Source organism: Streptomyces sp. 11-1-2 (genome assembly GCF_003595545.1).
GTDB lineage: Bacteria > Actinomycetota > Actinomycetes > Streptomycetales > Streptomycetaceae > Streptomyces > Streptomyces hygroscopicus_B.
Map to the genome: position 1 here is coordinate 3,500,819 of NZ_CP022545.1, position 14,627 is coordinate 3,515,445.

Sequence of the window (14,627 nt, forward strand, 5' to 3'; positions counted from 1 at the left end):
TGATCTGACCATGATCGAGACGTCGTCGGGGCGCGACCGCCCCTGGATGGCGGGGCCCGGCCGCCCGTGGGTGACATACGGCCTGATCGTCAGCTGCTGCCTGCTCTTCGTCATCGGACCGGCCTCGGGGCTCAACCCCGGCTATGGCACGGGCGGGCGGCTGGTGGAGGCCCAGTCCACGTACTTCGAGCGCTGGGGAGTGGTGCCCAGCGCCCTGTGGAGCGGCGCCCCCGATCAGCCGCTCGCCCCGCTGACCGCGCTGTTCGTGCACGGAAACTGGCTGCATCTGCTCGGCAACATGCTGTTTCTCTACGTCTTCGGGGCGATGACCGAGGAGCGGATGGGACGAGTCCAGTTCGCCGTCTTCTACCTCGTCACGGGCTATCTGGCGCTGCTCGGCTACGCCGCCGCGCACGCCGACTCCGCCCAGACCCTGGTGGGCGCCTCCGGGTCCATTTCCGGGGTACTCGGCGCCTTCCTGTGGCTGTTTCCCCGGGCCAGGGTGACCAGTCTCTTTCCGTTTCTGTTCTTTCTGCCGCTGCGCTTTCCTGCCTGGGCGGTGCTGATCTTCTGGGTGGCCCTCCAGTGGCTGGCCGCCCGGCAGGCCGACGACCGCCCCGGCGTCGCCTATCTCGCCCATCTCGTGGGCTTCACGCTCGGCTTTCTCTACGCGTGGGGGCGGTTCGGGCGGAGGGCTAAGCGGTCTTGGGCAAGTCCGGGTGGGTGAAGGAGGGGGGACCGCCCAGGCCCGCCAGGGCCGAGGGGGAGGGGCGAGGGGCAAGCATGGGCGTGCCCCGTGAGGAGAGCGCGGGGGGCACCGCCCAGCGGTAGCTGAGGGAGGTGCTGCGCGCGACGAGCGGGGTGCGGCCAGGCGCCGCCCATCGCCCCGCGACGCCGCCCGGGCTTGCTCAAGACCCCTTAGAGTGGGCGGCGCAGCCAGGGCCAGTGAGGGAGAAAGCCAGCCGTGATCACTTCGATCGTGCTCATCAAGACCAGCGTGGACCGGATTCCGGAGACCGCCGAGAAGATCGCCGCGCTGGAGAACGTGAGCGAGGTCTACTCGGTCACCGGCGCACACGATCTGATCGCCATGGTGCGGGTGGCCCGGCACGACGACCTCGCGGACATCATCACCGGCCAGATCAGCAAGCTGCCGGGGGTGGCCTCGACCGAGACGCACATCGCCTTCCGGACGTACTCGCAGCACGACCTCGAGGCGGCGTTCGCGATCGGCCTCGACGGCTAGCGCCACGCCCTCGGCGCCTCGGCCCCGGGGCCCCGGCCCCGGGCCCCGGGACCCAGCGGCTCCCTCAGCCCCGCCGCCCCGGGCCCAGGGGCTCAGCCGCGGTCCGGGACGCAGCGGCCGTCCTCGGTGCGGTAGCTCCACCGGGCACCCTCGCGCACCAGCTCCTTCACGGCGCCCACGAACCGCTCGACATGCTCGTCCGGGGTGCCCGCCCCGAAGCTGACCCGGATCGCGTTCAGCGAGCGCTCCCCCGGCGCGGCCTCCGGCGCGCCGCATTCGCCCGGCTCGTCGGGCTCGCTGTCCAGCAGGGTGCGGACCAGCGGATGCGCGCAGAAGAGCCCGTCGCGTACGCCGATGCCGTACTCCGCGGAGAGCGCCGCCGCGAAGTGGGAGCTGTTCCATCCCTCCACCACGAACGACAGCACGCCGACCCGGGGGGCGTCGTCGCCGAACAGCGAGAGCACCCGCACCTCGGGCACCTCGGCCAGCCCCGCCCGCACCTTCTCGATCAGCTCCCGCTCACGGGCGACCAGGCCCTCGAAACCGGCCTCGGCCAGCGCCCTGCACGCCGACGCGATCGCGTAGACGCCGATGACGTTCGGCGAGCCCGCCTCGTGCCGGGCGGCGGTGGTGTGCCACTCGACGTCGACGCCCCCGTCGTCCCTGCGCGTCACCTTACGGCTGGCACCACCGCCCGCCAGATACGGCCGGGCCGCCAGCAGCCAGTCCGCGCGCCCGGCCAGCACACCGGCGCCGAAGGGGGCATACAGCTTGTGCCCGGAGAAGGCCACCCAGTCGACGTCCGCCTCCGCGATGTCCACGGGGTGGTGGGGGGCGAGCTGCGCGGCGTCCAGGACGATACGGGCGCCGTGTGCGTGCGCGGCCGCGGCCAGCTCCCGCACCGGCCACAGCTCACCGGTCACATTGGACGCGCCGGTCACGCAGACCAGCGCCGGGCCCTCGGCGCGCCCCGCGAGCGCCTGCTCCAGCGTCTCCACCGCCTGCCGCGGGGAGCGCGGGGCGCTGAGGTAGCGGACGGTGACGTCGTCCCGCTGCTCCCACGGCAGCAGCGAGGCGTGGTGCTCGGTCTCGAAGACGAAGACCTCGGTGCCCCGCGGCGCCACGGCGGCCAGAAGGTTGAGCGAATCGGTGGTGGAGCGGGTGAAGACGACCTGGTCGTCCTCGCGGCAGCCGAGGAAGGCGGCGACGTCCTTACGGCTGTTCTCGAAGAGGTCTGTGGAGAGCTGCGAGAGGTAGCCCGCCCCGCGGTGCACGCTGCCGTAGTAGGGCGCGTAGGCGGCGATGTCGTCCCAGACCCGCCGCAGCGCGGGGGCGCTGGCGGCGTAGTCGAGCGCCGCGTAGGTCACCTCGCCCCCGGTGACCAGGGGCACCAGGACATCGCTGCCCAGCACGGGCAGCGGCTCACAGGCGGCGACGGAGGAATCGGCGGAGGCGGCGGAAGCGGAAGCGGTGGCAGCAGGGCGCGCGGACATGGCGAAGTCTCCCGGGAGGGTCGAAGGCGTGACGCGCACAAAGACGGCGGTAGGCGGGCCGTCAGGGCGCGGAAAGTCGCTCGACGCACGGCCACACCGCGCGGAGCACAGGAGGAGAAACGGGCCGCTCGGCCCTAGCGCATTCGCTGCATCACGGAAGAACTCCCTCGACCACCAGGACCCCTAGTGCGAGGGGTCCGCGCTTGCCGCCGGCCTCGCTGCCTGGCGGCCTGGTCATCACCCGGGGCACCCCGCCACGGACGGAGGGTTGCCGGACAGCGGGCCGGGGCCGTAGTCGCTGTCACTCGTGACCTGGTCAGGAGTATGCCATGCCGTACGACGGCGCCCATACCCTGTCCGCATCCCGGACAGGGCACGGACAGAACATGGGCGCCGTAAGGGCAACGCCTAAGCGTGGGTGGCCCGTACCCACCGCTCCAGGGCGTCGCGCGCCGCGCCCGAGTCGATGGACTCGGCGGCCCGCGCGACACCCGCCGCGATCCGCTCCGCCAGGGGCTTGTCCCCCGGCTCCGGCTCGAGCGCCACCAGCGCCGACGCCGAGTTCAGCAGCACCGCGTCCCGAACCGGGCCCCGCTCGCCCGCCAGCAGCCGGCGGGCCACATCGGCGTTGTACGAGGCGTCCGCACCGCGCAGGGCCTCCATGGGGGCCCGCTCGATGCCCACGTCCCGCGGGTCGAGGGTCTCCTGGCGCACGGCGCCGCCCCGGACCTCCCACACCTGGGAGGTCGTGGTCACGGTGAGCTCGTCCAGCCCGTCGTCGCCGCGGACGACCAGCGCGGAGGAGCCCCGCTCGGCCAGCACCCCGGCGATGATGGGCGCCATCCGGGCGTCCGCGACCCCGGTCGCCTGGCACTTCACCCGCGCCGGATTGGTCAGCGGGCCGAGCAGGTTGAACGGGGTGGCGACGCCCAGCTCGCGGCGGGCCGAGGCGACATGCCGCAGCGACGGGTGGAACTTCACCGCGAAGCAGAAGGTGATCCCCGCCTCCTCCGCGACCTCGACCACCCGCTCCGGGGTGATGTCCAGGTTGACGCCGAGCTTCTCCAGCACGTCGGAGGCGCCGCTGGCGGAGGACGAGGCGCGGTTGCCGTGCTTGACGACCCGCGCGCCGGTACCGGCGACGACCAGCGCGGACATGGTGGAGATATTGACGGTCCTGGCGCGGTCGCCGCCGGTGCCGACGATGTCCACGGTCGCCCCGGGCACCTCGATCACCTTGGCGTGTTCGTACATGGCCCGCACCAGCCCGGCCACCTCGGAGACCGTCTCGCCCTTGGCGCGCAGCGCGATCGCGAAACCGGCGATCTGGGCGTCGGTGGCCTCGCCCCGCATGATCCGGTCCATGGCCCAGGCGGTGTCGTCGGCATCGAGGTCCCGGCCGGCGATCAGCGAGCTCAGTACGTCCGGCCAGGTGCGGGCCGTCGCGGTGCTGTCGCCTCCGGCGGGGGTCACAACGTCCATGGTCCGCTCCTGGATCCGTGGGGGTGGGCAGGGAAGGGGCCGCGCACGTCAGCAGGCCCGCCGCCAGCCTATCGGCAGCACGACCAGGGCCCCGGCCGGACCGTGTGGTCCGGGCCGGGGCCCTGGTCTGTGGCGTCAGCTGACGTGCGAGAGCGGTACGGCGGAGATCAGTGGTGGCCGTGGCCGCTGGTGATCTCGTGGTACTCCTCGCGGGTCGGCTTCGGAATGACGTTGTCCTCGCCGTAGTAGCCCTTGGAGAGCTTCGAACGGACCCGCTGCGCGGGCGTCACCTTCCGCTTGACCCCGTTCTCGTCGGTCTCGGGGCCGATCTCGTAGGGCTCGGGCTGCTCGTGCTGGGTCAGCATGTGCAGCTGCTCCTGCGCGAGCGGCTCGTGGACCTCGACGAACTCACCGTGCGGCAGCCGCTTGATGATGCCGGTCTCACGGCCGTGCAGCACCTTGTCGCGGTCGCGCCGCTGGAGGCCGAGGCAGATCCGCTTGGTGGCGATGAACGCCAGGACCGGGCCGGCGAAGAAGCCGATCCGCACGAACCACGTGATCGAGTTGATCGACAGGTGGAAGTGGGTGGCCCACAGGTCGTTACCGCCACCGATCAGCATCACGAAGTACGCGGTCAGCCAGGCGACACCGAAGGCCGTACGGGTCGGGGCGTTGCGCGGACGGTCCAGGATGTGGTGCTCACGCTTGTCGCCGGTGATCCAGGACTCGATGAACGGGTAGAGCCCGATCGCGAAGAGGACCAGCGGGAAGAGCACGATCGGGATGAACACGCCCAGGACGAGCGTATGACCCCAGGCGGTGATCTCCCAGCCGGGCATCACACGGACCAGCCCCTCGGCGAAGCCCATATACCAGTCGGGCTGGGCGCCGGTGGACACCTGATCGGGCCGGTAGGGACCGATGGTCCACACCGGGTTGATGGTCGCGACCGCGGAGAGGACCGCGATCACACCGAAGACCAGGAAGAAGAAGCCGCCCGCCTTGGCCATGTAGACCGGCAGCAGGGGCATGCCGACGACGTTCTTCTCGGTCTTTCCGGCCCCGGGGTACTGCGTGTGCTTGTGGTAGAAGACCAGGATCAGGTGCGCCACCAGCAGGCCGAGCATGATGCCCGGCAGCAGCAGGACGTGGACCGGGTAGAGCCTCGGGATGAGGTCCATCCCGGGGAACTCGCCGCCGAAGACGAACATCGAGATGTAGGTGCCGACCACCGGGATCGACAGGAACACGCCCTCGATGAACCGCAGACCGGTGCCGGAGAGCAGGTCGTCGGGGAGCGAGTAGCCGGTGAAGCCGGTCAGCATGCCGAGGAAGAACAGCAGGAAGCCGAAGAGCCAGTTGATCTCACGCGGCTTGCGGAACGCACCGGTGAAGAACACGCGCATCATGTGCGTGAACATGCCGCACAGGAAGACCAGCGCGGCCCAGTGGTGAATCTGCCGGATCAGCAGACCGCCCCGCACCTCGAAGCTGATGTCGAGCGTCGAGGCGAACGCCTCGGACATCTTGACGCCCTGCATCGGGACGTACGGGCCGTGGTACGTGACCTCTTCCATGCTGGGGTGGAAGAACAGCGTCAGATACACACCCGTGAGGATGATGATGATGAAGCTGTAGAGGCAGACCTCGCCCAGCATGAAGGACCAGTGGTCCGGGAAGATCTTGCGCATATTGGCCTTGGCCAGGCTGTAGACACCCAGCCGGCCATCGGCCCAGTCGGCGACACGCTCGCCCGCGGGCGCTTTGCCGCGGCGCTGCTGCGCACCGCTGTCGCTTGTAGTACTCATCCGCGCTCCCAGTAAGCAGGACCGACGGGCTCCGGGAAGTCGCCCATGGCTTCGAGGTACCCCTGGTCGTTGGCCCTGATCCGCAGCTGCGGCAGCGCGTGACCGGCCGGACCGAAGATCACTCGGCCACCGTCGGAGAGGTCGAAGGTCGACTGGTGGCAGGGGCACAGGACGTGGTGCGTCTGCTGCTCATAGAGGTTGATCGGGCAGCCGACGTGGGTGCAGATCTTGGAGAACGCGACGATGCCCTCGTGCGACCAGTCCAGCTCGCGCTTGTCCTTGATGTTCTCCGGCTGCAGCCGGACCAGCATCAGGGCCGCCTTGGCGATCTCCGTCTGGAAGTCGTGCTGGTCCTCACTCATGCCCTCGGGCATGGCGAAGGTGAGCGAACCGACGGAGATGTCCTCGGGGCGCAGCGGCTGCATGGTGTTGTAGTTCATCAGCCGCTTGCCCTTGGCCCACTTGGTGTGCCGCAGCTTGGTGCCCGGCAGCGGACCGAGGTCGCGCAGCAGCACGACGCCGGAGAGCGGCACCAGCGCGAGCGCGCCGAAGAGGGTGTTGCGGGCCAGCTTGCGCCGGCCGAAGCCGGACTCCTTGGCGCCGGCCGCGAAATCCTCGAGGACCTTGGACTTCACCTCGGGGCTGGCCTCGATGGGGTGCCGCTCGTCGGCGATCTCCTCATCGGACATCAGGGTGCGGGCCCAGTGGACCGCGCCCGCGCCGATGGAGAACAGCGCGATGCCGAGCGTCACACCGAGCGCGAAGTTGAGCGCGCTGATGTGCCCGATCGGGAAGACGTAGATGTACTTGTCGACCGGCAGCGCCACATACGCGGCGATGAAGGCGATCGTGGCCACCATCGAGACCGTGAAGAGCAGGGCGACGGTGCGCTCGGAGCGCCGCGCGGCCCGCTCGTCGATGTCCTGCACACGGTGCTCGTGCGGGGGCAGCCCCGGGTCGGCGAACGGGTCCTCGACCGGCCGTACGGCGCTCTCGGCCCCTCGCTCTTCCGGCAGCTTGTCTTCTGCTTCTGAAATCTCGTGGCTACTCATGACTTCTTGGCCTTTGCGGTCCGGGCGGCGACCCAGATGGTGAGGACGATCATCGCGCCCATGCCGAAGACCCAGCCGAACAGACCCTCACTCACCGGGCCGAGCCCGCCGAGCTCGAGGCCACCGGGGGTCTTGCTCTTGTCGCTGTTGACCGTGTCGAGGTAGGCGATGATGTCCTGCTTGTTCTTCGCCGGCATCACGGTGTCGGGGAAGTTGGGCATGTTCTGCGGGCCGGTCTGCATGGCCTCGTAGAGATGCTTGGCGCTGACCCCCTCGAGGCCCGGTGCGTACTTGCCGTTGGTCAGGGCGCCACCCTTGCCGGCGAAGTTGTGGCACTGCGCGCAGTTCGTACGGAAGAGCTCCCCGCCCTTCGCCACGTCCGCGCCGTCCGGGCTGTACTCGCTCTTGGTGGGCGTCACCGGACCCGCACCGAGCGAGGCGATGTAGGCGGCGAGCTGCTCGGTATCGGCGTCCGAGTAGATCTTCTTCTTCTTCGGCACCTGGGCGCCCGGCTGCTGCGCGGGCATACGGCCGGTGCCGACCTGGAAGTCCACGGCGGCGGAGCCGACGCCGACCAGGCTCGGGCCGTCAGAGGTCCCCTGACCGCCCGTGCCATGGCAGCTGGCGCAGCCGACGGCATAGAGCTTCTTGCCCTCCTCGATGGCGAGGGACTGGGCGGAGCTGTCGTCGGCCTTCGCCTCGCTCGGCGAAAACGCGGCGTACAGCCCCCCAGTGACCGCCAGCGCGAAGAGTAGGACGACGAGCGCAGCCAGCGGATGGCGCCGTCGTGCGGAGAGCTTTTTCACGGATTACCCCGGTGTCAGGATCTTCTGCGTCGATGCTGTTTAGGACGTGATTCCGGTGCGGTGACCGGCTTACTTGATCATGTAGATCGTGGCGAAGAGGCCGATCCAGACGACATCGACGAAGTGCCAGTAGTAGGACACGACGATGGCCGCCGTCGCCTGCTGGTGGGTGAACCTCTTGGCCGCGTACGTCCTGCCCAGGACAAACAGGAAGGCGATCAGGCCGCCCGTCACATGCATGCCGTGGAAGCCGGTGGTCAGGTAGAACACCGAGCCGTACGGGTCGGAGGAGAGCGAGAGCCCGTCCTTCTTGACCAGCTCGGTGTATTCGAAGATCTGACCGCCGATGAAGATCGCGCCCATGATGAAGGTGATCACGAACCAGGTGCGCAGCTTCTTCACGTCGCCGCGCTCGGCGGCGAAGACGCCGAGCTGGCAGGTGAGGGAGGAGAGCACCAGGATCGTGGTGTTCGTCGCGGAGAACGGGAAGTTCAGCGCGGACGCCATTTCCTTCCAGTGCTCGGCTCCGGTCACCGATCGCAGGGTGAAGTACATCGCGAAGAGGGCCGCGAAGAACATCAGCTCGGAACTCAGCCAGATGATGGTTCCGACGCTGGTGAGGTTCGGCCGGTTGACCGACGGGTGCGCGTGCCCGGTTTCTACTGCTGTTGCTGTCGCCACGACCGACATTATGTCGGTCGCTTATCCAGCGCTCACTCCCGGGGGTCCCGTTCGGAGTGTCAAGGACCGTGGCGAGGGCATCGACCCTGCTCGTCGGGGTTGTTCGGGACAGTCCCCCGAAGGAGGGAGAGATCCGTACGCCCCCTCCTCCGGACGGCTGTACGGGAGTAGCATCCGCCACAGGAGCCCGGCAGATCACTTACTTCGCCCGGAGGTCATGATGCGGCCGATCGCAACGGTGCTGGTCTACAGCGATGACGCGAGCACCCGCGAACAGGTGCGCCTCGCGGCCGGCCGGCGGCCCGCCGCCGATGTGCCACCGGTGGAATTTCTGGAGTGCGCCACCCTCCCGGCCGTTCTCTCGGCACTGGAGGAGGGCGGCATCGACGCCTGTGTGCTGGACGGTGAGACGGCGCCCGCGGGCGGGATGGGCGTCTGCCGGCAGATCAAGGACGAGATCTTCCAATGCCCGCCGGTGCTGCTGCTCATCGGCCGCCCGCAGGACGCCTGGCTGGCCACCTGGAGCCGCGCGGAGGCCGCGGTCACGCATCCGGTGGACCCGGTGGCCCTGGCGGACGCGCTGGCCGGGCTGCTCCGCCGGCGGCTCTCCGTGGGCGCCTGACCTCACCGTCCGCACCCCTGCTCCTGCTCAGACCTGGGGACGGAGCCGGGCGGAGTCGGCGGGCGTGGCGTCGGACTGACCGCCGGAGACGGCGCTGCCCTTGCGCCAGTCCGCCCAGGCCATGTTCCAGTCGCCGTAGCCGTTGTCGAACGTCGCCATGTCGTCTCCGTTGCTGTGTACGACCTGGACGATGTCACCCAGGCGCACGGTGTTGAAGAACCACTCGGCGTTCGCCGTGCTCATGCCCGTGCAGCCGTGGCTGACGTTGGCGTAGCCCTGCGAACCGGTGGACCAGGGCGCGGCGTGGACGTATTCGCCGCTCTTGGTCACCCGGGCGGCCCAGTAGACCATCAGGTCGTAGGAGCCGGCGCCGAGCCCGATGCTGGCACCCGTCATCCGTACGGCGGATTCCTTGGCCAGCACCACCTTGATGCCGTTCCGGGTGTCGAATCCGGGCATACCGGTGGTGATCGGGATGGTCCGGATCGGCACCCCGTTCCGCTTCACCGTCATCTGGTGGGTGCCGGAGTCGGTGAGGGCCTCCAGGCGGTCGCCGGTGGTCAGCCGCAGCGACTTGGCATCGCCGCCGTAGAGGCCGCCGCCGATCCTGATGCCCTTGAGGTTGGAGTGCGCCGTGATGGTGGCGTGGGCGGGCCAGTACTCCTGCGGGCGGTAGTGCAGGTTGCGGCTGTCCACCCAGTGCCAGACGCCCTCCACGGCGGGCCGTGAGTCCACCTTCAGGGCGCGCTCGATCACGGCGCGGGCCGAGGGGTCCTTGACGGGCCGGCTCAGCTTGGCCGTGATGGGCTGCCCCACCCCGTACTCCCCCGCCTTGGGGCCGAAGGAGACCTTCAGCAGCCGGCGGGCGGAGCTGGTGGTGAAGTCGACCGTACGGCGGCCAGGAGCGCCGTTGGAGTCCTCTGTGGACACCTTCAGCGTGTAGTGGGCGCCGGCGGCCAGCGGCACGGTACTGCGCCAGCGCCTACCGTCGTCGGCCAGCTTGCCGCGGACGTAGCGGCCCCCGGCGTCGGTGGCCGTGACATCCGTGATCCGGCTGTCGCCGCCCTTGGCGGTGACTTCGAGCGGCTTGTCCGGATCGGCCTTGCGGCCGTCGCCGTCACCGCTGAACGAGATCTGGTCGGCGGCGTCGTACGGCTTGGCGGACAGGGGGTCGGGAGATCCCGCGCATCCGCTCACACCCGCTATCAGCGGCGCCACCAGCAGGGCGCAGGTCAGCACCGCCCGGCTTCGGAGTGATCGAGGTGTGTGGCTCATGGACTCAACGTAAGAACGGCGTCCGTGAACGGCGCGCGGAGTGAGGCAGCGGGGTGAACCGACGGACCCACCGGGGCCATGGCCCGGCGCCCGGCCGGCAACGCCGAGCGGGGCCCGGACACCTGGGGAGGTGTCCGGGCCCCGCTCGTTTCGCCGGTCGCGTCAGCCGACTGGCCGGTTACTGGTTGGCGTTCTCGCCGCGGTAGTACTCGAAGACCCAGCCGAAGAGACCGATCATGACCATCGGGGCCGAGAAGAAGAGCAGCCACCAGCCGAAGATCACGCCCAGGAAGGCCAGGGCGCCACCGACGGCCAGGGAGAGCGGCTGCCAGCTGTGCGGGGAGAAGAAACCCAGCTCGCCGGCGTCGTCCGCGATATCCGCGTCCTTGTTGTCCTGCGCTCCGACGTCCACCCGGCGCGCCGTGAAGGCCAGGTAGAAGCCGATCATGATGCTCAGCCCGAAGGCCAGGAAGAGCGCGGTGGTACCGGCCGGCTCCTTCGACCACACGCCATAGACGATCGCCATGACGAGGACGAAGACGGCCAGCCAGATGAACATCCGGCCTTGGACCTTCACTTGCCGGCCTCCTTACCACCCGCGAGGGCCTTGTCCTCATCGGGCGCACCGTGGTTCTGGAGCTGGTCGAGCGCCGCGATCTCCGGGTGGTGCAGGTCGAACGCCGGGGATTCGGAGCGGATCCGCGGCAGGGTGAGGAAGTTGTGCCGCGGGGGCGGGCAGGAGGTCGCCCACTCCAGCGAACGTCCGTAGCCCCAGGGGTCGTCGACCTCGACCTTCTTGCCGTACTTGGCGGTCTTCCAGACGTTGTAGAGGAACGGCAGGATCGACAGGCCCAGCAGGAAGGAGCTGATGGTCGAGATGGTGTTCAGCGTGGTGATGCCGTCGGCCGCCAGGTAGTCGGCGTACCGGCGGGGCATACCCTCGGCGCCCAGCCAGTGCTGCACCAGGAACGTGCCGTGGAAGCCCACGAACAGCGTCCAGAAGGTGATCTTTCCGAGCCGCTCGTCCAGCATCTTGCCGGTGAACTTGGGCCACCAGAAGTGGAATCCGGCGAACATCGCGAAGACCACGGTGCCGAAGACCACGTAGTGGAAGTGGGCCACCACGAAGTACGAGTCGGAGACGTGGAAGTCCATCGGCGGCGACGCCAGGATCACACCGGTCAGACCACCGAAGGTGAAGGTGATCAGGAAGCCGACCGCCCAGAGCATCGGGGTCTCGAAGCTCAGCGACCCCTTCCACATCGTGCCGATCCAGTTGAAGAACTTGATACCGGTCGGCACCGCGATCAGGAACGTCATGAACGAGAAGAACGGCAACAGCACTCCGCCGGTGACATACATGTGGTGGGCCCACACCGTCACCGAGAGACCGGCGATGGAAATCGTCGCGGCGATCAGGGAGATGTAACCGAACATCGGCTTCCGGGAGAAGACCGGAATGACCTCGGAAATGATGCCGAAGAACGGCAACGCGATGATGTACACCTCTGGATGGCCGAAGAACCAGAAGAGGTGTTGCCAGAGCAACGCGCCGCCATTGGCCGCGTCGAAGACATGTGCCCCGAATTTACGGTCCGCCTCCAGGGCGAACAGCGCGGCGGCCAGCACCGGGAAGGCGAGCAGCACCAGCACCGCGGTCAGCAGCACGTTCCAGGTGAAGATCGGCATGCGGAACATCGTCATGCCCGGAGCGCGCATGCAGATGATCGTGGTGATGAAGTTGACCGCACCGAGGATCGTGCCGAAGCCGGAAAGGGCCAGACCCATGATCCACATGTCCGCGCCCACACCCGGCGAACGGACCGCGTCCGACAGCGGGGAGTAGGCGAACCAGCCGAAGTCGGCCGCGCCCTGCGGGGTCAGGAACCCGCCCACCGCGATCAGCGAGCCGAAGAGATACAGCCAGTACGCGAACATGTTCAGCCGCGGGAACGCCACATCGGGCGCACCGATCTGCAGCGGCATGATCCAGTTCGTGAAGCCCGCGAACAGCGGGGTGGCGAACATCAGCAGCATGATCGTGCCATGCATGGTGAACGCCTGGTTGAACTGCTCGTTCGACATGATCTGCGTGCCCGGCCGGGCCAGCTCGGCGCGCATGAAGAGCGCCATCAGGCCGCCGATGCAGAAGAACGCGAACGACGTGACGAGGTAGAGCGTGCCGATCGTCTTGTGGTCGGTGGTGGTCAGCCACTTGACGACGACATTGCCCGGCTGCTTCCGACGCACCGGAATCTCCCGCTCTTGCGAGGCGGTCGTACCGGCACCCTGGGGTTCGTTGAGGATGCTCACTGGATCTTGGTCTCCGCGTTCTTGGCGGCGTCCGTCTGCTCAATGCCCGCCGGGATGTAGCCGGTCTGGCCCTTCTTCGCCAGGTCCTTGAGGTGCTGCTGGTAGCGCTCCGGCGACACGACCTTGACGTTGAAGAGCATCCGGGAGTGGTCGACGCCGCACAGCTCGGCGCACTTGCCCATGAAGGTGCCCTCGCGGTTCGGGGTGACCTCGAAACGGTTGGTGTGACCCGGGATGACGTCCATCTTCATCAGGAAGGGGACCACCCAGAACGAGTGGATGACATCGCGGGACGTCAGGATGAACTGGACCGACTCGCCCTTCGGCAGCCACAGGGTCGGACCCGGGTTGCCGGTCTGCGGGTTCCGCTCAGCGGGGGTGCCGGCGTCGTAGACGCCCTCGGCGCCCTTGGGGACGGCGTTGAGCATGCGCTGGGGGATCGAGGAGATCTCCTTGGCTTCCTGCTTCGGACTGGCGGTGCTCCCGTCCACGTTCTCCATGTAGTTGAAGCCCCAGCTCCATTGATAGCCCACCACGTTGACCACGTGGTCGGGCTTCTTGGAGGTCTTGAGGAGCGCGTTCTCATCGCGTGCGGTGAAGTAGAACAACACCGAGACGATGATGATCGGGACCACGGTGTACAGCGCCTCGATCGGCATGTTGTACCGGGTCTGCGCGGGAACCTCGATCTTGGTCCTGCTGCGACGGTGGAAGATAACCGCCCAGATGATCAGGCCCCAGACCAGGACGCCCGTGGCGAGCGCCGCCGCCCACGAGCCCTGCCACAGAGAGAGGATCCGCGGCGCCTCCTCCGTGACGGGGGTAGGCATTCCAAGGCGGGGGAAGTCCTTTGATGTGCAACCGGTGGCGGTCGCCAGGACCAAGCCCGCGGCCAGCGCCTGCAGCAGCTTCCGCCGCACCGGGCGCCGCGACGAGCGGTCGGAGCCGTTGGGACTCACGTAGCGCCTTCCCGAGAGTCTCGCCCGCGCGGTCGGCCGCGGCCGTCTTCTGGTCGGTCGCCGGCCCAGTGCGGGCAGGGGTTTGGATGTTTATGCGGACCAAACCCTACTGGACGCCATTTGGGGTCGCGCGGGGAGGGTGCCCAACTCGCCGGGGCGCTCCACGAAGGGGTGGAATCCCGGGCTCCGGCCGCCTTTTCCGGCCCGGCCCCACCCCGAACTCCGGGCCTGGCCACGGGCCCGGCTGCCGCCGGGTGTGACCCCTGCTCCGACCCCTGCTCCGGCCCCGGTGCGGGCCCGGCTGCCGCCGGGTGTGACCCCTGCTCCGGCCCCGGTGCAGCCTCGGCTCTCGGTCGCGGAGCGGCCCCGCTCCGGCCCCGGTGCAGCCCCGGCTCCCGACCCGGTGCGACCCCCGCTCCGGCCCCGGCTTCGGCCCCGGCTTCGGCCGGGTGCGACCCCCGCTCCGGCCCTGACTTCGGCCCCGGTGCGGGCCCGGCTTCGACCGGGTGCGACCCCTGCTCCGGTCGCGGAGCGGCCTCGCTACGGCCCCGGCTTCGGCCGGGTGCGACCCCTGCTCCGGTCTCGGTACAACCTCGGCCCCCGGCCCCTATGCAGCCCCGGATCCCGGCCCCGGTGCGACCCCGCTCCGGTCCCGGTGCAACCTCCACTCCCGGCCCGGGTGCGGCCTCGGCTCCCGGTCTCGGTGCAGTCTCCACTCCTGGCCCGGGTGCGACCCCGCTCCGGCCCCGGTGCAACCCCGGCTCCCGGCCCCGGTGCAGCCTCGGCCCCCGGCCCGGGTGCGACCCCGCTCCGGCCCCGGTGCGGCCCCCGCTCCGGCCCCGGGCAACCTCGGCCCCCGGTCCCGGTGCGACCCCGCTCCGGTCCCGGTG

General features: G+C 69.2%; 13 protein-coding genes and 1 riboswitch. Of the genes, 3 read left to right on the forward strand and 10 right to left on the reverse strand.

The window, feature by feature from the left end; genetic code table 11:
- The first annotated feature begins 10 nt into the window (after positions 1 to 10).
- Both CGL27_RS14785 and CGL27_RS14790 read left to right on the forward strand, forming a co-directional pair.
- Complete coding sequence (locus CGL27_RS14785) at positions 11 to 727, forward strand: rhomboid family intramembrane serine protease (RefSeq protein WP_119987237.1); 717 nt, start codon at positions 11 to 13, stop codon at positions 725 to 727.
- A gap of 237 nt (positions 728 to 964) precedes the next feature.
- Positions 965 to 1,246: an Lrp/AsnC ligand binding domain-containing protein gene (locus CGL27_RS14790; protein ID WP_014060065.1), complete on the forward strand. Its 282-nt coding sequence runs from the start codon at positions 965 to 967 to the stop codon at positions 1,244 to 1,246.
- Between the two features lie 92 nt (positions 1,247 to 1,338).
- Here the strand turns inward: CGL27_RS14790 and CGL27_RS14795 are convergent, their stop codons facing one another.
- From CGL27_RS14795 to CGL27_RS14820, 6 genes are all read right to left on the reverse strand, one after another.
- A complete protein-coding gene (locus CGL27_RS14795) occupies positions 1,339 to 2,739 on the reverse strand; it encodes an aminotransferase class V-fold PLP-dependent enzyme (protein WP_119987240.1) in 1,401 nt (466 codons plus the stop codon).
- 194 nt (positions 2,740 to 2,933) lie between these two features.
- A riboswitch (SAM riboswitch) is annotated at positions 2,934 to 3,052 on the reverse strand.
- Between the two features lie 95 nt (positions 3,053 to 3,147).
- Entirely contained in the window at positions 3,148 to 4,221 is a 1,074-nt protein-coding gene (trpD, locus tag CGL27_RS14800; RefSeq protein WP_078640974.1) for an anthranilate phosphoribosyltransferase, read from the reverse strand.
- Between the two features lie 167 nt (positions 4,222 to 4,388).
- A complete protein-coding gene (locus CGL27_RS14805) occupies positions 4,389 to 6,029 on the reverse strand; it encodes a cytochrome bc complex cytochrome b subunit (RefSeq protein WP_078640975.1) in 1,641 nt (546 codons plus the stop codon).
- Positions 6,026 to 7,081, reverse strand: coding sequence for a Rieske 2Fe-2S domain-containing protein (locus CGL27_RS14810; RefSeq protein WP_078640976.1), 1,056 nt, complete (start codon positions 7,079 to 7,081; stop codon positions 6,026 to 6,028). The genes CGL27_RS14805 and CGL27_RS14810 overlap by 4 nt, the downstream gene beginning before the upstream one ends.
- Positions 7,078 to 7,887 carry a c-type cytochrome gene (locus CGL27_RS14815; RefSeq protein ID WP_078640977.1) on the reverse strand — a complete coding sequence of 270 codons (810 nt, stop codon included), beginning with the start codon at positions 7,885 to 7,887 and terminating at the stop codon, positions 7,078 to 7,080. The genes CGL27_RS14810 and CGL27_RS14815 overlap by 4 nt, the downstream gene beginning before the upstream one ends.
- A 69-nt stretch (positions 7,888 to 7,956) precedes the next feature.
- Positions 7,957 to 8,577 carry a heme-copper oxidase subunit III gene (locus CGL27_RS14820; RefSeq protein ID WP_059143403.1) on the reverse strand — a complete coding sequence of 207 codons (621 nt, stop codon included), beginning with the start codon at positions 8,575 to 8,577 and terminating at the stop codon, positions 7,957 to 7,959.
- 211 nt (positions 8,578 to 8,788) lie between these two features.
- On the opposite strand from CGL27_RS14820, the gene CGL27_RS14825 reads away from it, so the two are divergent.
- Positions 8,789 to 9,190 (forward strand): hypothetical protein, encoded by a 402-nt coding sequence (locus CGL27_RS14825; protein WP_014060073.1) that lies wholly within the window; start codon positions 8,789 to 8,791, stop codon positions 9,188 to 9,190.
- Positions 9,191 to 9,217: 27 nt separating this feature from the next.
- Here the strand turns inward: CGL27_RS14825 and CGL27_RS14830 are convergent, their stop codons facing one another.
- From CGL27_RS14830 to coxB, 4 genes are all read right to left on the reverse strand, one after another.
- Positions 9,218 to 10,465 (reverse strand): Ig-like domain-containing protein, encoded by a 1,248-nt coding sequence (locus tag CGL27_RS14830; RefSeq protein WP_119987243.1) that lies wholly within the window; start codon positions 10,463 to 10,465, stop codon positions 9,218 to 9,220.
- Positions 10,466 to 10,643: 178 nt separating this feature from the next.
- Complete coding sequence (locus CGL27_RS14835; protein ID WP_078640979.1) at positions 10,644 to 11,042, reverse strand: cytochrome c oxidase subunit 4; 399 nt, start codon at positions 11,040 to 11,042, stop codon at positions 10,644 to 10,646.
- Entirely contained in the window at positions 11,039 to 12,778 is a 1,740-nt protein-coding gene (ctaD, locus tag CGL27_RS14840; protein WP_078640980.1) for a cytochrome c oxidase subunit I, read from the reverse strand. Before ctaD ends, CGL27_RS14835 begins: the two co-directional genes overlap by 4 nt.
- Entirely contained in the window at positions 12,775 to 13,737 is a 963-nt protein-coding gene (coxB, locus tag CGL27_RS14845) for a cytochrome c oxidase subunit II (RefSeq protein ID WP_119987246.1), read from the reverse strand. The genes ctaD and coxB overlap by 4 nt, the downstream gene beginning before the upstream one ends.
- Between the last annotated feature and the right edge of the window lie 890 nt (positions 13,738 to 14,627).